The following is a 16,458-nucleotide window of genomic DNA, read 5'->3' as shown; positions in this document are numbered from 1 at the left end:
CTGAAGGCTTCGCGGCCGCCCCGTTTGGTACAATTACGAAGTTTCTCTATCCCCGCTGATGGCCGACGAGGCTGCGTGACCACACCATGAATATCGAAAACGCGCGTTTCAACATGATCGAACAACAGATCCGGCCGTGGGACGTGCTGGATCTCGACGTCCTGGGCCTGCTGTCGATCGTCAAGCGTGAAAACTACGTTCAGGCCGAATACCGCGATCTCGCATTCGCCGATCTCGAACTGCCGCTGCCGGGTGGCGGCAAGATGCTGTTCCCGCGCGTCGAGGCACGCGTGCTGCAGGAGCTGACGGTCAAGAAGCACGAGAACGTGCTCGTGATCGGCGCCGGCTCGGGCTACCTGGCCGCGCTGTTCGCGCACCGCGCGCAGCACGTGACGGCCGTCGAAATCGACCCGACCAACGCGAAGTTCGCGGAAGACAACCTGCGCAACGACGGCGTGACCAACGCGGAAGTCGTCCTCGGCGACGGTTCGCGCGGCTGGGCCGGCAAGGCGCCGTATGACGTGATCTGCGTCGCGGGCGGCCTGCCCGTCGTGCCGCAGGAAATGCTCGAACAGCTGAAGGTCGGCGGCCGCCTCGCGGCATTCGTCGGCGGCCGTCCGGTGATGAAGGCGCAGATCATCACGCGCATCGACGACAAGCAGTACCGCGTCGCCGACGTGTTCGAAACGTACATCGACCACCTCGTCAACGCGATCGAGCCGTCGCGCTTCAAGTTCTGAGCGGCGGAGCCACCATGCAGATCCTGACGGCCGCGATGCTCGCGGAATGGCTCGGCGACAAGGCGCGCCCCGCGCCGGTCGTGCTCGACGTGCGCGAACCGTGGGAAATCGCGACCGCGCAGATCGCCGGCAGCGTATCGATCCCGATGCAGCAGATTCCCGCGCGCAGCGAAGAGCTCGACGACGAAGCGGAAATCGTCTGCGTGTGCCATCACGGGATGCGCAGCGCGCAGGTCGCGATGTTCCTCGAATCGCGCGGCTTCACGAAGCTGTACAACCTGCAAGGCGGGATCGACGCGTGGTCGCGCGACGTCGATCCGGCCGTGCCGCGCTACTGATCCTGCCCGCGGCGCATCACGCGCCGCCGCGCCGATCGGCACCCTGCCGCCGGCCGCACTGATCCCCCGAACGGGCACGCATCGCGTGCCCGTTGCTCTTTTCCGCTCCGGTCAGCCACCTCAACAGCGCTGCGCCCGCGCCCTGCCTGCGTGGTGCGAAGTCATGGTGCACGACGGCTCCCACACCGCGTGCAGGTGCAGGCACCGGAACGGGGAACCCTGACCGTGCACCATTTGCGCCCGTGAACCTGCACCGCGACGGACCGCGGATGCTGCACGACGCGTCATGCGCACCGCCCCGACGCCCCGCACCGCCCCGCGCAGGCACGCCGGACGTGCATCCGCACGACTGGCACATGCCTTGCGTTACTCGTTGGCCGACGCCTTCACGGCGCGCATATCCAACACGACAAGGGGATCCCGATGAAACGTCGCAGTCTGTTGAAGTTCGGTTCGATGGCCGGCGCACTCGCGCTCGCGGGCAAGAGCCCGTTCGCTCATGCGGCTGACGCGGGCACCGGCCCGATCAAGGTCGGCATCCTGCACTCGCTGTCGGGCACGATGGCGATCTCGGAGACGTCGCTGAAGGACACCGCGTTGATGACGATCGCCGACATCAACAAGAGCGGCGGCGTGATGGGCCGCAAACTCGAACCCGTGGTGGTCGATCCCGCGTCGAACTGGCCGCTGTTCGCGGAGAAGGCGCGCCAGCTGCTCACGCAGGACAAGGTTGCCTGCGTGTTCGGCTGCTGGACGTCGGTGTCGCGCAAGTCGGTGCTACCGGTGTTCGAGGAACTGAACGGCCTCCTCTACTACCCGGTGCAGTACGAAGGCGAGGAAATGTCGCGCAACGTGTTCTATACGGGCGCCGCGCCGAACCAGCAGGCGATCCCGGCCGTCGAGTACCTGATGGGCGCGGAAGGCGGCGGCGCGAAGCGCTTCTTCCTGCTCGGCACCGACTACGTGTATCCGCGCACGACCAACAAGATCCTGCGCGCGTTCCTGAAATCGAAGGGCGTGAAGGACGCGGATATTCAGGAGGTCTACACGCCGTTCGGCCATAGCGACTATCAGACCATCGTCGCGAACATCAAGAACTTCTCGCAAGGCGGCAAGACGACCGTGATCTCGACGATCAACGGCGACTCCAACGTGCCGTTCTACAAGGAACTCGGCAACCAGGGGATCAAGGCGACCGACGTGCCCGTCGTCGCGTTCTCGGTCGGCGAGGAAGAGCTGCGCGGGATCGACACGAAGCCGCTCGTCGGCCACCTCGCCGCGTGGAACTACTTCATGTCGGTGAAGAACCCGACCAACACGAAGTTCAAGGACCAGTTCGCCGCGTGGGTGAAGGCGAACAACCTGCCGGGCGGCGCGAAGCGCGTGACCAACGACCCGATGGAAGCGACCTACGTCGGCATCCATATGTGGAAGCAGGCCGTCGAGAAGGCGAAGAGCACCGACGTCGACAAGGTGCGCGTCGCGATGATCGGCCAGACGGTGGCCGCACCGTCGGGCTTCACGCTCGCGATGGACGGCAACCATCACCTGCACAAGCCGGTGATGATCGGCGAAATTCGCGGCGACGGGCAGTTCAACGTGGTGTGGAAGACCAAGACCGCGGTGCGCGCGCAACCGTGGAGCCCGTTCATCGCGGGCAACCAGGGCAAGCCGGACATCGTCACGTCGATCCCGGCCTTCCTGCGCCGGCAGCGCGCGGCGCTCGCCTGATGCAGCGCAGTACGTCGCGTGTCACGCGCGACGTACTGCTCGCACGCCGATGCCGACCCCGCTGCACGGGCCGCGCTTGCCGTGACGAACCGCACGCGCCCGCGCATCGCCGCACGCATCCGCTTTCCCACGCCCGACAGGATTTCCCGATGCCTACACGCTTTCGCCGAGCCGCCGCCGCGATCGTCGCGTGCGCTGCCCTCGCGGGCGGGTTGCCGCACACCGCGTTCGCGCTGACGGCCACCGATACCGCCGCGCTCGCCGGCGACGACTTCGATGCGAAGACGGCCGCGATCGAACGGCTCGCCGCCGACGCCGATCCGCGCGCCGTCGCACTGCTCAACGCGCTGTCGACCGGCGACGCGCTCGCGACCGGCGACGGCCGCCTGCTGATCCAGACCGGCGACACCGCACACGACGCGCTCACGCAAGCCGCGACGCCGGCCGGCGACGCGCAGCCCGTGATGCTGAACAACCTGCTGCGCACGAAGATTACGGGCGCGCTGTCGGGGCTCGCGCTCGCGTCGCCCGACGTCGCCGCACGCCGCGACGCGATCGATGCGTTGCTGAAATCGCCCGACCCGGCGCTCAAGCCGATGATCGACCGCGCCCGTGCAAAGGAAACCGATCCCGCACTGAAACGCCGTCTCGATGCGTTGTGGGCGATCGCCGCGCTGCACGACGCCGATCCGGCGAAGCGCCTCGAAGCCGCGCAGGTGGTGGCCGCGCGCCAGGACCTCGACATGATCGAGCAGTTGCGCCCGCTCGTCGCGAAGAACGCCGACGGCAGCTATGCGGAGCCCGACGCGCGCGTGCGCGACGCCGCGCAGCAAGGTCTCGACACGTTGCACGCGTTGCAGCGCCGCGGCGAGATCGTCGGCACGCTGTTCGCCGGACTGTCGCTCGGCAGCGTGCTGCTGCTCGCCGCGCTCGGCCTCGCGATCACGTACGGATTGATCGGCGTGATCAACATGGCGCACGGCGAATTCCTGATGATCGGTGCGTACGCAACCTATGTCGTGCAGACGCTGATCCAGCGCTATGCGCCCGGTGCATTCGACTGGTATCCGCTGGTCGCGGTGCCCGTGTCGTTCGTGACGGCCGCGCTCGTCGGCATCGTGCTCGAACGGCTCGTGCTGCGACACCTGTACGGGCGCCCGCTCGAGACGCTGCTTGCCACCTTCGGCGTGAGCCTGATCCTGATCCAGGCGACGCGGATGCTGTTCGGCGCGCAGAACGTGCAGGTCGTGAACCCGTCGTGGATGAGCGGCGGCGTGACCGTGATGCAGAACCTGATCCTGCCGTACAACCGGCTCGCGATCCTCGCGTTCGCGCTCGCCGTCGTATTCGTCGCGTGGGCCGTGCTGACGAAGACGCGGCTCGGCCTGTTCGTGCGCGCGGTCACGCAGAACCGCCGGATGGCCGCGTGCGTCGGCGTGAAGACCGCGCGCGTCGACGCGTATGCCTTCGCGTTCGGCGCGGGCATCGCGGGCCTCGGCGGCTGCGCGCTGTCGCAGATCGGCAACGTGGGCCCCGACCTCGGCCAGAACTACATCATCGATTCGTTCATGGCGGTCGTGCTCGGCGGCGTCGGGCAGATCGCCGGCACCGTGCTCGGCGGCTTCGGGCTCGGCCTCGCGAGCAAGGCGATCGAGCCGTTCTGGGGCGCCGTGCTCGCGAAGATCGCGGTACTCGTGATGATCGTGCTGTTCATCCAGAAACGTCCGCAGGGCATGTTCGCCCCGAAGGGCCGCAGTGCGGAGGCTTGACGTGACTTCATTCACCCACTCCCTGTCGAACCCGGCTGCCGACTCGCCGCAGCCGGCTGCCGCCGCACGCACGGCAGACGGTTTCGCGCTCGGCCTGCCGCCCCGCCCCGCCCTGCTGTCGCGGCGTGCGTGGCTCGCGCTGATCGCGCTATGCGTCGCGATCGGCATCGGCGTGCCGCTCGCCGCGCTCGTCGCGCCCGAGTCGAGCGCGTTCCATCTGTCCGCGTACGCGATGACGCTCACCGGCAAGCTGATGTGCTACGCGATCGCCGCGCTCGCGCTCGATCTCGTGTGGGGCTACTGCGGGATCCTGAGCCTCGGCCACGGGTTGTTCTTCGCGCTCGGCGGCTATGCGATCGGCATGTACCTGATGCGCGAGATCGGCCGCGACGGCAAGTACGGCAGCGACCTCCCCGACTTCATGGTGTTCCTCGACTGGCACCAGTTGCCGTGGTACTGGAGCGGCACGCAGCATCTCGCGTGGGCGCTCGCGCTCGTCGTGCTCGTGCCGGCCGTGCTCGCGTGGGTGTTCGGCTTCTTCACGTTCCGCTCGCGCGTGAAGGGCGTGTACCTGTCGATCATCACGCAGGCCATGACGTTCGCCGCGATGCTGCTGTTCTATCGCAACGAGACCGGCTTCGGCGGCAACAACGGCTTCACCGACTTCAAGCGCATCGCGGGCTTCGCGATCACGTCGCCCGGCACGCGCACGGTGCTGTTGCTGCTGACGTTCGCGACGCTCGTGCTCGCGTTCATCGCCGCGCGCGCGATCGTCACCAGCAAGCTCGGGCGTGTCGTCACCGCGGTGCGCGACGGCGAGACGCGGCTGATGTTCCTCGGCTACAGCCCGCTCGCGTACAAGCTGTTCGTGTGGACGGTGTCGGCCGTGCTGTGCGGCATCGCGGGCGCGCTGTACGTGCCGCAGGTCGGCATCATCAACCCCGGCGAGATGTCGCCCGGCAACTCGATCGAGATGGCGATCTGGGTCGCGGTGGGCGGACGCGGCACGCTGATCGGGCCGATCGTCGGCGCGTTCGCGGTGAACGGCGCGAAGAGCCTGTTCACCGCCTACTTCGCCGAATACTGGCTGTTCTTCCTCGGCCTGATCTTCGTGCTGGTGCCGCTGCTGCTGCCGCGCGGGATCATGGGCCTCGTCGAAACCGTGCTCGCGAAGGGGAAACGCGCATGAACGGAACGGCCCTCTACCAATTCACGCCGCCGCCCGAGGACGAAGGGCGGGCCGTCAGCGGCACCGCGTCGATGGGGCGCGTGGTGCCGGCCGGCATCGACACGTCGCACGGCACGATCCTCTACCTCGAGGATATCGAGGTGAGCTTCGACGGCTTCCGCGCGCTGAAGAAGCTGTCGCTCGCGATCGACGCGGGCGAGCTGCGCTGCGTGATCGGCCCGAACGGCGCGGGCAAGACGACGATGATGGACGTGATCACCGGCAAGACGCGCCCCGATGCGGGCAAGGTGTTTCTCGGCCAGACGATCGACCTCGCGCGGATGAACGAGCCCGAGATCGCGCGCGCGGGCATCGGCCGCAAGTTCCAGAAGCCGACCGTGTTCGAACAGCATCCGGTGTGGGAGAACCTCGAGCTCGCGATGCAGACCGACAAAGGCTGGCTCGCGTCGCTGCGTGCAAAGCTCGATCGCACCGCGCAGGCGAAGATCGAGGAGACGCTCGCGCTGATCGGCCTCGAAAGCCAGGCCTTTCGCGCGGCCGGCGAGCTGTCGCACGGGCAGAAGCAGCGGCTCGAGATCGGCATGCTGCTGATGCAGCGCCCCGCGCTGCTGCTGCTCGACGAGCCGGCGGCCGGGATGACCGACCACGAGACGATGGAGCTCGCCGAGCTGCTGAACACGCTGCGCGGCACCTGCTCGATGATGGTCGTCGAGCACGACATGGAATTCGTCGCGGCGCTCGCGGGCGACACGGGCCGCGTGACGGTGATGGCCGAAGGCGCGGTGCTCGCGCAAGGCACGCTCGACCAAGTCAAGCGCGACGACGCGGTGATCGAGTCTTACCTTGGACGATGATGCGATGCTGAAGATCGATGCACTGAACCAGTACTACGGCGGCAGCCACATCCTGCGCAACGTGAGCCTTGCCGCCGACGACGGCAAGCTCACCGTGCTGCTCGGCCGCAACGGCGTCGGCAAGAGCACGCTGCTGCGCTGCCTGATGGGCGTCGTCGCCGCGAAGAGCGGCAGCGTGTCGTGGCGCGGCACGGCGCTCGGCGCGATGCCGCCGTATGCGCGCGTCGCGGCCGGGCTCGCCTACGTGCCGCAGGGCCGCGACATCTTTCCGCGGCTGACCGTCGAGGAAAACCTGCTCGTCGGCGCGGCGAGCCGGAAGGCGCCGTCCAAGGTGCCCGATCGTATCTACGACCTGTTCCCGGTGTTGAAGGACATGCGCGCGCGACGCGGCGGCGACCTGTCGGGCGGCCAGCAGCAACAGCTCGCGATCGGCCGCGCACTGATGAGCGAGCCGCAGTTGCTGATCCTCGACGAGCCGACCGAAGGCATCCAGCCGTCGATCATCCAGGACATCGGTCGCACGCTGCGCCAGCTCGTCGACGAATCGAAGATGACCGTGCTGCTCGTCGAACAGTATTACGATTTCGCCCAATCGATCGCCGACCGCTACTGGGTGATGAGCCGCGGCGAGATCGTCGCGGGCGGCGACGCGCAGGACATGGAAGCGAACGGCGTGCGCGAGCTGATCGCGGTGTGACGTGCAGAGATTCCGACCTCGCGATCCTTGCGTTGATTCTTTGCGGAACATCAAATGAAGTCGCTATTTTCCGCAAACACTCAACGCGTATCCGACCAGGAACATGCGCCGGCTGACGCGGTGACCGACACCACGCCAACAAACCAGGTGTAGCGGCGCCAGCAACGTGGCGTCATTTCCACACCACTTCCCCGAGCGCGCACGGAGCGGATTCGCGGCTCTGCCGCATCTGGCGCTTTCACGGCGCGCGGCATCTGCATTATTGTTGCGGTAGCATCCTCGTTCCCCGCGCCCGCCCCCTGCTTCCCGCCGATGTCCGCCCCCGATTCCCACGCCCCGCTGTCCCGCCCCGCCGTCGCCAAGTCGTGGCGCGGCCGCCTCGAACTCGGCTTCGAGCGGCACGGCGCGCGCACGACGCTCGCGCACCGGCTGCACGACGGCCCGCTGCGCGTGCAGCGGCCGCTGTACCCGGAAGGCGAAGCGATCTGCCACGCGGTGATCGTCCACCCGCCGGGCGGCGTCGCGGGCGGCGACCGGCTCGACATCGACATCGCGCTCGGCGACGGCACGCACGCGGTGCTGACCACGCCCGGCGCGACCAAGTGGTACAAGTCGAACGGGCTGGACGCGACACAGCGCATCGGCATCACGGTCGGCGAACACGCGAAACTCGACTGGCTGCCGCAGAACAACCTGTTCTTCGACGCGGCGCATGCGTCGCTCGCTTTCACGGTCAAGCTCGGCGCGGGCGCCAGCGCGATCGGCTGGGACGCAACGCAGCTCGGCCGGCAGGCGGCCGGCGAAACCTGGTCGGCGGGCCGCATCGCGTCGACTTCGGCGCTCGTCGATGCCGACGGCCGGCCGCTGTGGACCGAACGCGCGCTGCTCGATGCGCACGACCCGCTGCGCGGCGCGCTGCAGGGTCTGGCCGGCTTTCCCGCGTACGGCACGCTGTGGGCCGCCGGCGCCGTGTGCGACGCCGCGCTCGCCGAATCGCTCGCCGCGCGGATGCCGTTCGACGGCACGCTGCGCGCGGGCGCAACCTGCGTGACGCCGGGCGTCGTGCTGATCCGCGCGCTGTCGACGTCGATGGAAGCGCTGCAACGGCACTTCACCGAGTGCTGGCTGCATCTGCGGCCGATCGTGCACGGCGTCGACGCACGGCCGCTGCGTCTCTGGCAAACCTGAGCACGGTCATACCACGCACCGTTTCGGCGCAGCGTCACGGCGGATGCTGCACGTTGCTCATGCATCGCGCACCACAAGCGCGCATTGCACTGCGTTCCATGCACATGGCACGCGCCTTGCTCCTTACATAACCGATACACGACGCACGCAAAACAGCGCGGTGCTACGATGAACCGCGCGTTCGCCCCGTTGCGCACGCACCGATAACAATTACGTTTTCCTGAACGTTTGCCTTCATGAAACTGACTCCCCGCGAGAAGGACAAGCTGCTGATCTTCACGGCGGCGCTGCTGGCCGAGCGCCGTCGCGCACGCGGCCTGAAGCTCAACTATCCGGAGGCGGTCGCCTTCATCACCGCCGCGCTGATGGAAGCCGCGCGCGACGGCAAGACGGTCGCCGAAGTGATGCATTACGGCACGACGCTGCTCACGCGCGACGACGTGATGGACGGCGTGCCGGAGATGATTCCCGACATCCAGGTCGAGGCGACCTTCCCCGACGGCACGAAGCTCGTGACCGTTCATCACCCGATTCCGTGAGGCCCCGCATGATCCCCGGCGAAATCCTCACCGACGACGGCGAACACGAACTGAACGCGGGCCGCGCGACGCTGACGCTCGTCGTCGCGAACACCGGCGACCGCCCGGTGCAGGTCGGTTCGCACTACCACTTCTTCGAGGTCAACGACGCACTGTCGTTCGATCGCGCGGCCGCGCGCGGCTTTCGCCTGAACATCGCGGCCGGCACCGCGGTGCGCTTCGAGCCGGGCCAGACGCGCACCGTCGAACTGGTCGCGCTCGCGGGCGATCGCGCCGTCTACGGTTTTCAAGGCAAGGTGATGGGGCCGCTGTAAGCCGCGCCCCGCTCTTCAGGAACAACACATGACACTACGCTTGAGCCGCCGCGCGTACGCGGAAATGTTCGGGCCGACGACGGGCGACCGCGTCCGGCTCGCCGATACCGAGCTGCTGATCGAGATCGAACACGACTTCACGACCTATGGCGAGGAAGTGAAATTCGGCGGCGGGAAAGTGATCCGCGACGGGATGGGCCAGTCGCAGCGCGTGGCCGCCGACGTGCCCGACACGATCATCACGAACGCGGTGATCCTCGATCACTGGGGCATCGTGAAGGCCGACATCGCGATCAAGCACGGCCGCATCGCCGCGATCGGCAAGGCCGGCAACCCGGACATCCAGCCGGGCGTGACGATCGCGATCGGCGCCGCGACCGAAGTGATCGCCGGCGAAGGGCTGATCGTGACGGCCGGCGGCATCGACACGCACATCCACTTCATCAGCCCGCAGCAGATCGACGAGGCGCTCGCCTCGGGCGTCACGACGATGCTCGGCGGCGGCACGGGGCCGGCCACCGGCACCAACGCGACGACCTGCACGCCGGGCCCGTGGCACATGGAGCGGATGCTGCAGGCCGCCGACGGCTGGCCGATCAATCTCGGCTTTCTCGGCAAGGGCAATGCGAGCCTGCCGCAGCCGCTCGTCGAGCAGATCGCGGCCGGCGCGATTGGGCTGAAGCTGCACGAGGACTGGGGCACGACGCCCGCGACGATCGACAACTGCCTGTCCGTCGCCGACGACACCGACACGCAGGTCGCGATCCACACCGACACGCTGAACGAAGGCGGCTTCGTCGAATCGACGGTCGCCGCGTTCAAGGGCCGCACGATCCACACGTACCACACCGAAGGCGCGGGCGGCGGCCATGCGCCCGACATCCTGAAGGTGTGCGGCGAGGCGAACGTGCTGCCGTCGTCGACCAACCCGACGCGCCCGTACACGATCAACACGCTCGACGAGCATCTCGACATGCTGATGGTGTGCCATCACCTCGATCCGTCGATCGCCGAGGATCTCGCGTTCGCCGAATCGCGGATCCGCCGCGAGACGATCGCGGCCGAGGACATCCTGCACGATCTCGGCGCGCTGTCGATGCTGTCGTCCGACTCGCAGGCGATGGGCCGCGTCGGCGAGGTGATCATCCGCACCTGGCAGACCGCGCACAAGATGAAGGTGCAGCGCGGCGCGCTGCCGGAAGACAGCACGCGCAACGACAATTTCCGCGCGAAGCGCTACGTCGCGAAGTACACGATCAACCCGGCGCTCACGCACGGCATCGCGCATGAAGTCGGCTCGATCGAGCCGGGCAAGTGGGCCGACCTCGTGCTGTGGGAACCGGCGTTCTTCGGGATCAAGCCGACGATGATCCTGAAGGGCGGGATGATCGCGATGGCACAGATGGGCGACCCGAACGCGTCGATTCCCACGCCGCAGCCGGTCCACTATCGCGAGATGTTCGCCACCCGCGGCGGTGCGCTCGCGCGCACGTCGCTGACCTTCGTGTCGCAGATGGCCGCCGACGCGGGCATCGCGGAGCGCTACGGGCTCGCGAAGCAGATCGTGCCGGTGCGCAACTGCCGCAACGTGACGAAGGCCGACATGATCCACAACGCGTGGCGCCCGTCGATCAGCGTCGACCCCGAAACCTACGACGTGATCGCCGACGGCCAGTTGCTCACCTGCGAGCCGGCCACGATGCTGCCGATGGCGCAGCGCTATTTCCTGTTCTGACCTGATTGCCTGCTTTCGATTCATGCGCACCCTCGACAAACGCATTGCCCCGAACGTGAAACTCGCCGCGTCGCTCGTCGCGCGCGCGCCGACGCTCACGCTCGCCTATGACGCCCGCTGCAAGAGCCGCCTCGCGGCGACGCTCGACACCGGCGAGGACGTCGCGGTCCTGCTGCCGCGCGGCACGATCCTGCGCGACGGCGACGTGCTCGTCGCCGACGACGGCGCGCTCGTGCGCGTTGCCGCGGCGCCCGAGACCGTGCTGCGCGTGCGCGCCGCCGACCCGCTCACGCTGATGCGCGCCGCGTACCACCTCGGCAACCGCCACACGCCGGTCGAGATCGGCGACGGCTACCTGAAGCTCGAAGCCGACCCGGTGCTCGCGGACATGCTGCGCCGGCTCGGCACGCAGGTCGAGGAGACCGTTGCGCCGTTCCAGCCGGAAGTCGGTGCGTACGGCGGCGGCCACAAGCACGGGCACGACGCGACCTTCGCCGAGGACTACGCGCTCGCGCAGCAGGTGTTCGGCGAGCATCACGGCCACGCGCATTCCCATTCGCACGACCACGACCACGACCACGACCACGACCATCAGCATGGTCCCGGTTGCGCGCACGGCCACGGCCATGACCACCACTGAACTCGTCGCGCTGCTGCACCTTGCATCGCCGGCGCTGCCGATCGGCGCGTTCAGCTATTCGCAGGGGCTCGAAGCGGCGCTCGACGCGAACCTGATCCACGACGCCGATACCGCGCGCGACTGGATCGCGAGCGGCCTGACCGACGTGCTCGCGCACGGCGAGCTGCCGTTCCTCGCGCATCAACTCGCGCGCTGGCACGCGCACGACGCGCCGGCGCTCGTCGCCGAGAATGCGTGGTTCATCGCGAGCCGCGAATCGGCGGAACTGCGCCGTGAAACCGAACAGATGGGCTGGTCGCTCGCGCAGCTCTGCGCGTCGCTCGAATGGGGCGATGGCGCGCGCCGCGCGACGCTCGCGGCGATTGCGCCGATCGCGCTGCCCACCGCATTCGCGTACGCGGCCGCCGCGCACGACGCGAGCGCCGACGCCGTGCTCGCCGCGTACGCATTCGGCTGGGTCGAGAACCAGACGTCCGCCGCGCTGAAGGCCGTGCCGCTCGGCCAGCTCGCCGGGCAACGCATCATCGTCGCGCTGCGCGACGCGATCGACGCGGCCGTGCGCCGCGCGCTCGCGACGCCGCCCGACGCCGTCAACACGTTCGCGCCGCAGCTCGGCATCCTGTCCGCGCGGCACGAAACCCAGTATTCGCGGTTGTTCCGCTCCTGAACCCGACGCTACCCGCCATGAACGCACCTGCTCCCTCCTCCGCCCGCCGCACGAAGAAACTGCCGCCGCTGCGCGTCGGCATCGGCGGCCCCGTCGGCTCCGGCAAGACCACGCTGCTCGAAATGCTGTGCAAGGCGATGCGCGACAAGTACGACCTCGTCGCGATCACCAACGACATCTATACGAAGGAGGATCAGCGGCTGCTGACGGTCGCGGGCGCGCTGCCCGAGGAGCGCATCATGGGCGTCGAGACGGGCGGCTGCCCGCATACGGCGATCCGCGAGGATGCGTCGATCAACCTCGAGGCCGTCGACCGGATGCTGTCGCGCTTTCCCGACGCCGATATCGTGTTCATCGAATCGGGCGGCGACAATCTCGCGGCGACCTTCAGCCCCGAGCTGTCGGACCTGACGATCTACGTGATCGACGTCGCGGGCGGCGAGAAGATTCCGCGCAAGGGCGGCCCCGGCATCACGAAGTCCGACCTGCTCGTGATCAACAAGACGGATCTCGCGCCGCTGGTCGGCGCGAACCTCGACGTGATGGCGTCCGACACGAAGAAGATGCGCGGCGAACGGCCTTACGTGATGACGAACCTGAAGGCGCTCGAAGGCGTCGCGGACGTGATCGCGTTCATCGAGAAGAAGGGTTTGCTGACGGTCTGAGCGACGCGGCGGCGCCTCCCGGTGCCGCCACGCGGGCTTCCGGCGGCATGGCGCCGCCTTCGTCTAGTCGTCGGACGGGTCCTGCACGTCCTGCAGCGCGCGCACGCCGCGTTCGGCGGGCGGCAACAGTGCCGCGAGCACGTCGACCGTGCGCGCGGTCGCGCCGCGGTGCCGCGATGCGAACGCCGCGCCGGCCGCGCCCATCGCGATGCGCCGCGCCTTGTCGGCGAACAGCGCGTCGAGCACGTGCGCGAGATCGAGCGGATCCTCGACCTGCAGCGCCGCGCCGGCCGCGACCGCGTCGGCGGTCGCCTGCGTGAAGTTGAACACGTGCTTGCCGATCAGCACCGGCACGCCGACCGCGCATGCTTCGATCAGGTTCTGGCCGCCGAGCGGCAGCAGGCTGCCGCCGATGAACGCGATGTCGGCCGCCGCGTAATATGCGCCGAGCTCGCCCATCGAATCGCCGAGCAGCACCGTCACGTCATCCGGCAGCGGCTCGGCCGCCGGCCGGCCGGACGCGAGCGCGGCCTTGTCTGCCGCCCACGCCGAGCGTCGCACGCACTTGAGGCCGCTGCGCTCGACGAGCGCCTCGACCTCGGCGAAACGCTGCGGATGACGCGGCACGAGCACCAGCAACGCGCCGGGCGTGCGCATCGCCGCGAATGCGTCGAGCACCAGCGCCTCCTCGTTCTCGCGCGTGCTCGCGGCCACCCACACGGGCCGCGTGCCGATCGCCTCGCGCCACGCATGGCCGCGCGCCGCGAGCTCCGGGGGCGTCGTCATGTCGAACTTCAGGTTGCCGAGCACGGTCACGTTGCGCGCGCCGAGCGACGTCAGCCGCTCCGCATCGGCCGGGCTCTGCGCGAGCACGCGCGAGAAGCCGCCGAACACGTCGTGGGTCGCCGCGCCGAACTTCGATGCCCGCCGGAACGAACGCGCGGACATGCGCGCATTGGTCAGCACCAGCGGCACGTCCGCACGGCGGCACTCGTCGATCAGCGTCGGCCACACCTCGGTTTCCATCACGAGGCCGAGCGTCGGCCGCCACGCGCGCAGGAAACGCCGCACCGCGCCGGGCATGTCGTACGGCAGGTAGCAGCGCAGCACGCGATCGCCGAAGATCTGTTCGCCGGTCGCGCGGCCGCTCGGCGTCATGTGCGTGAGCAGGATGCGCGCATCGGGACGCGCGTGCATCAGCGCGTCGATCAGCGGCTGCGCCGCGCGCGTCTCGCCGACCGATACCGCATGCACCCAGACCAGCGGCGCACGGTCGTCGCGCGAGCGGCCGGCCACGTGGCCGAAGCGTTCGCCGATATGTTCGCGATAGCCGCGCTCCTTGCGCGAACGCACGTATAGCCGGATGACGGCGATCGGGGCGACGAGCCACCACAGCGCGCGATAGATCACCCTCAGCATGCCGCGTCCCTTGTCTTGCTTCGACGAAAATGCGCGCTCAAACCAGCGCCCTGCCCGTCAGGCGTTCGAGAATGCCGAGCGGCGCGCATTCGCGGCGCACCATCGCGTCGACCGGCAGGAAGAAGGTCTGTTCGAGCATGAACTGGCCGGACATCACAGCGTGCGAAGTCTGATCGGAGAAACATATCCACACGCAGCCCGGCGGAAACGGCATCGTCTCCTGCGGGCTCGTCTTCTGGTAGTCGAGATCGGCCTTCATGCTGTCGTGCAGGTTCAGCATCAGGTGGTCGTACGCGCTGCGCGGCGACTTCGTCACGTGCAGCAGGTTCAGCAGCCACGCGGCGCCCGGCAACTGCGGCTTGATGTGCGGCAGGAAGCGCTTCGCGACGTCCTCGAACGGCTCGCCGACGCGCCACACGCGCGGCACGCCGGCCGGGTTCACGTTCGTGAACACGCGCAGGATGCGCTCGCCGTAGTTGGGCCGCGATGGGAACGCGTCGACGTGCAACCGGCTGTCGTCCTTGCGCCACGACGTCTGGCGCGTCTCGACCTGCATCAGCCGCAGGCTCGTCGGCGCGACGCGCAGCTTGCCGCGATACTCGGGAAAGAGGCCGTCGACGAGCGTGCCGGCCTGCTGCTGGAAGCGCGCGACGAGCGCGCGCACCGCCGACTGCGTGACGCTGTCGCCGAGCACGCCGGCGAGCGCGCCGCCGTTCGGCGCGAGGCTGATGTTCTTGCGTTTCGGGTCGGCGAGCGCCGGATCGAGCAGCGCTTCCTCGCCGCCCTCGATCGCGAAGCGCAGGTGCGGAAAATACAGCACCTTGCCTTCCTCGACGGCGGCCAGCAGCTGCTCGCGCGGCGCCGACAGGTTGTGTCCGCTCCAGTCGGCGGACGGGACTTCGATGATCTGGGATTCGCTCATGTTCGGTTCGCGTGGGTTCGCGCGTGTGACTGCGTTACAGGAGACCGAAGCCCGCGAGCGCCGACTTCACCTGCGCGATCGACGGGGGCTGCCCCGCCGTGCCGAGATTGACGACGTTCGGCGACCAGTAGCCGCCGGTCCGCCAGGCCGTCGCGAAATTGTACAGTTCGACCGTCGGACGCTTCAGCGCGGCCGCGATGTGAACCAGACCTGTATCAACCCCGACGGTGGCGGCCGCGCCGTCGATCAGCCCGACCACGGCCGGCAGCGACAGCCGCGGCGGTACGATCGCCGCCGCGCCGAACTCTTTCGCGAGGCGCTCGCTGGTCGCGCGCTCCGCATCGTTGCCCCACGGCAGCACGAGCGACGCGCCGCGCCGCACGAGCGCCTGGCCGAGTTCGATCCACGCGGCGTCCGGCCACTGTTTGTCGGCACGCGACGTCGCATGGACGAACACCACGTACGGCACCGGCAGGTTCAGCCCGAGCGCGGCCACCGCGAGCGCCGCCGCGCGCGTATCGAGGCCGAACTCGACCGGATCGGCCGGCGTCGGCACCGGGTCGCCCAGCGCGGCCGCGACGAGTTGCCGCGAGCGCTCGACGACGTGCGTGCGCGGCGCGATCGGCACGCGCTTGCGATAGAAGAAGCGCACGGGCCACTCGTAGCCGGCGCCGTCGGTGCGGTTGCCGAGCCCGACGAGCGGGCCACGCGCCCAGCTGGCGACCCACGCCGTCTTGATGAGGCCCTGGCAGTCGATCACGAGGTCGTACTGCTCGGCCGCGAGGCGCTGGCGGAACGCGCGGATCTCGCGCCACGTGGCGCCCGAGAACGGCTTCTTGCGCCAGCGGCGCAGCGAGAACGGCAGCACGTTGCGCACGCCGTCGACGAGCTTGACCAGGTCGACGAAGCTTTCCTCGACGAGCCAGTCGATCTGCGCATCGGGATGGCGCCGCCGGATATCGGCGATCACCGGCATGTTGTGCACGACGTCGCCCAGCGACGACACGCGTACGATCAGGATCTTTTGCACGCTGAAAAAACGCCGGCAGGC

General features: G+C 68.6%; 17 protein-coding genes. 14 read left to right on the top strand and 3 right to left on the bottom strand.

The genetic code is table 11. The features are described 5' to 3' along the window. The first annotated feature begins 86 nt into the window (after positions 1–86). The 14 genes from LGM56_RS10825 to ureG all read left to right on the top strand — a co-directional run bounded on the left by LGM56_RS10825 (position 87) and on the right by ureG (position 13,066). Positions 87–740, top strand: coding sequence for a protein-L-isoaspartate O-methyltransferase family protein (locus LGM56_RS10825; RefSeq protein WP_039367744.1), 654 nt, complete (start codon positions 87–89; stop codon positions 738–740). A gap of 14 nt (positions 741–754) precedes the next feature. Beyond that, positions 755–1,078: a rhodanese-like domain-containing protein gene (locus LGM56_RS10820; protein ID WP_226204532.1), complete on the top strand. Its 324-nt coding sequence runs from the start codon at positions 755–757 to the stop codon at positions 1,076–1,078. A gap of 423 nt (positions 1,079–1,501) precedes the next feature. Beyond that, positions 1,502–2,809: an urea ABC transporter substrate-binding protein gene (gene urtA / locus LGM56_RS10815; protein ID WP_166957188.1), complete on the top strand. Its 1,308-nt coding sequence runs from the start codon at positions 1,502–1,504 to the stop codon at positions 2,807–2,809. 149 nt (positions 2,810–2,958) lie between these two features. Beyond that, entirely contained in the window at positions 2,959–4,578 is a 1,620-nt protein-coding gene (urtB, locus tag LGM56_RS10810) for an urea ABC transporter permease subunit UrtB (RefSeq protein ID WP_089494244.1), read from the top strand. Position 4,579: 1 nt separating this feature from the next. Continuing rightward, positions 4,580–5,767, top strand: a complete 1,188-nt coding sequence (urtC, locus tag LGM56_RS10805; protein ID WP_089494243.1) for an urea ABC transporter permease subunit UrtC — start codon at positions 4,580–4,582, stop codon at positions 5,765–5,767. Further along, on the top strand, positions 5,764–6,621 hold the full coding sequence (gene urtD / locus LGM56_RS10800) for an urea ABC transporter ATP-binding protein UrtD (protein WP_089494242.1): 858 nt from the start codon (positions 5,764–5,766) through the stop codon (positions 6,619–6,621). The genes urtC and urtD overlap by 4 nt, the downstream gene beginning before the upstream one ends. Positions 6,622–6,625: 4 nt before the next feature. Further along, a complete protein-coding gene (gene urtE / locus LGM56_RS10795) occupies positions 6,626–7,318 on the top strand; it encodes an urea ABC transporter ATP-binding subunit UrtE (RefSeq protein WP_175240613.1) in 693 nt (230 codons plus the stop codon). A gap of 312 nt (positions 7,319–7,630) precedes the next feature. Next, the gene (locus LGM56_RS10790) at positions 7,631–8,506 is read left to right on the top strand and encodes an urease accessory protein UreD (protein ID WP_226204530.1); all 876 of its coding nucleotides are present in this window, start codon (positions 7,631–7,633) and stop codon (positions 8,504–8,506) included. Between the two features lie 236 nt (positions 8,507–8,742). Continuing rightward, positions 8,743–9,045 (top strand): urease subunit gamma, encoded by a 303-nt coding sequence (gene ureA / locus LGM56_RS10785; RefSeq protein ID WP_006406310.1) that lies wholly within the window; start codon positions 8,743–8,745, stop codon positions 9,043–9,045. Positions 9,046–9,053: 8 nt separating this feature from the next. After that, complete coding sequence (locus LGM56_RS10780) at positions 9,054–9,359, top strand: urease subunit beta (protein WP_046545089.1); 306 nt, start codon at positions 9,054–9,056, stop codon at positions 9,357–9,359. A 28-nt stretch (positions 9,360–9,387) separates the two neighbouring features. Continuing rightward, on the top strand, positions 9,388–11,094 hold the full coding sequence (ureC, locus tag LGM56_RS10775; protein WP_226204528.1) for an urease subunit alpha: 1,707 nt from the start codon (positions 9,388–9,390) through the stop codon (positions 11,092–11,094). A gap of 22 nt (positions 11,095–11,116) precedes the next feature. Beyond that, a complete protein-coding gene (ureE, locus tag LGM56_RS10770) occupies positions 11,117–11,734 on the top strand; it encodes an urease accessory protein UreE (protein ID WP_226204526.1) in 618 nt (205 codons plus the stop codon). After that, positions 11,721–12,401: an urease accessory protein UreF gene (locus tag LGM56_RS10765; protein ID WP_089495247.1), complete on the top strand. Its 681-nt coding sequence runs from the start codon at positions 11,721–11,723 to the stop codon at positions 12,399–12,401. Before ureE ends, LGM56_RS10765 begins: the two co-directional genes overlap by 14 nt. Positions 12,402–12,418: 17 nt before the next feature. Then, positions 12,419–13,066 carry an urease accessory protein UreG gene (gene ureG / locus LGM56_RS10760; protein WP_046196649.1) on the top strand — a complete coding sequence of 216 codons (648 nt, stop codon included), beginning with the start codon at positions 12,419–12,421 and terminating at the stop codon, positions 13,064–13,066. A gap of 63 nt (positions 13,067–13,129) precedes the next feature. Here the strand turns inward: ureG and waaA are convergent, their stop codons facing one another. From waaA to waaC, 3 genes are read right to left on the bottom strand one after another with little or no spacing between them, the layout of a single operon-like run. Next, on the bottom strand, positions 13,130–14,485 hold the full coding sequence (gene waaA / locus LGM56_RS10755) for a lipid IV(A) 3-deoxy-D-manno-octulosonic acid transferase (RefSeq protein ID WP_089494238.1): 1,356 nt from the start codon (positions 14,483–14,485) through the stop codon (positions 13,130–13,132). Positions 14,486–14,522: 37 nt separating this feature from the next. Then, the gene (locus LGM56_RS10750; RefSeq protein WP_089494237.1) at positions 14,523–15,407 is read right to left on the bottom strand and encodes a Kdo hydroxylase family protein; all 885 of its coding nucleotides are present in this window, start codon (positions 15,405–15,407) and stop codon (positions 14,523–14,525) included. 34 nt (positions 15,408–15,441) lie between these two features. After that, on the bottom strand, positions 15,442–16,437 hold the full coding sequence (gene waaC, locus LGM56_RS10745; RefSeq protein WP_089494236.1) for a lipopolysaccharide heptosyltransferase I: 996 nt from the start codon (positions 16,435–16,437) through the stop codon (positions 15,442–15,444). Between the last annotated feature and the right edge of the window lie 21 nt (positions 16,438–16,458).

The sequence above is a fragment of the Burkholderia sp. AU38729 genome, assembly GCF_020419725.1.
In the GTDB taxonomy this organism is placed as follows: Bacteria; Pseudomonadota; Gammaproteobacteria; order Burkholderiales; family Burkholderiaceae; genus Burkholderia.
This window is presented reverse-complemented; position numbering and strand designations above follow the sequence as displayed.

What these genes read in the sequence shown, in the direction of transcription:
- ureG (WP_046196649.1), top strand. Translation starts at nt 12,419, where the DNA reads ATGAACGCACCTGCTCCCTCCTCCGCCCGCCGCACGAAGAAACTGCCG.
- urtD (WP_089494242.1), top strand. Translation starts at nt 5,764, where the DNA reads ATGAACGGAACGGCCCTCTACCAATTCACGCCGCCGCCCGAGGACGAA.
- LGM56_RS10820 (WP_226204532.1), top strand. Translation starts at nt 755, where the DNA reads ATGCAGATCCTGACGGCCGCGATGCTCGCGGAATGGCTCGGCGACAAG.
- urtA (WP_166957188.1), top strand. Translation starts at nt 1,502, where the DNA reads ATGAAACGTCGCAGTCTGTTGAAGTTCGGTTCGATGGCCGGCGCACTC.
- ureA (WP_006406310.1), top strand. Translation starts at nt 8,743, where the DNA reads ATGAAACTGACTCCCCGCGAGAAGGACAAGCTGCTGATCTTCACGGCG.
- ureE (WP_226204526.1), top strand. Translation starts at nt 11,117, where the DNA reads ATGCGCACCCTCGACAAACGCATTGCCCCGAACGTGAAACTCGCCGCG.
- urtE (WP_175240613.1), top strand. Translation starts at nt 6,626, where the DNA reads ATGCTGAAGATCGATGCACTGAACCAGTACTACGGCGGCAGCCACATC.
- LGM56_RS10825 (WP_039367744.1), top strand. Translation starts at nt 87, where the DNA reads ATGAATATCGAAAACGCGCGTTTCAACATGATCGAACAACAGATCCGG.
- LGM56_RS10790 (WP_226204530.1), top strand. Translation starts at nt 7,631, where the DNA reads ATGTCCGCCCCCGATTCCCACGCCCCGCTGTCCCGCCCCGCCGTCGCC.
- urtB (WP_089494244.1), top strand. Translation starts at nt 2,959, where the DNA reads ATGCCTACACGCTTTCGCCGAGCCGCCGCCGCGATCGTCGCGTGCGCT.
- LGM56_RS10750 (WP_089494237.1), bottom strand. Translation starts at nt 15,407, where the DNA reads ATGAGCGAATCCCAGATCATCGAAGTCCCGTCCGCCGACTGGAGCGGA.
- LGM56_RS10780 (WP_046545089.1), top strand. Translation starts at nt 9,054, where the DNA reads ATGATCCCCGGCGAAATCCTCACCGACGACGGCGAACACGAACTGAAC.
- ureC (WP_226204528.1), top strand. Translation starts at nt 9,388, where the DNA reads ATGACACTACGCTTGAGCCGCCGCGCGTACGCGGAAATGTTCGGGCCG.
- LGM56_RS10765 (WP_089495247.1), top strand. Translation starts at nt 11,721, where the DNA reads ATGACCACCACTGAACTCGTCGCGCTGCTGCACCTTGCATCGCCGGCG.
- waaA (WP_089494238.1), bottom strand. Translation starts at nt 14,485, where the DNA reads ATGCTGAGGGTGATCTATCGCGCGCTGTGGTGGCTCGTCGCCCCGATC.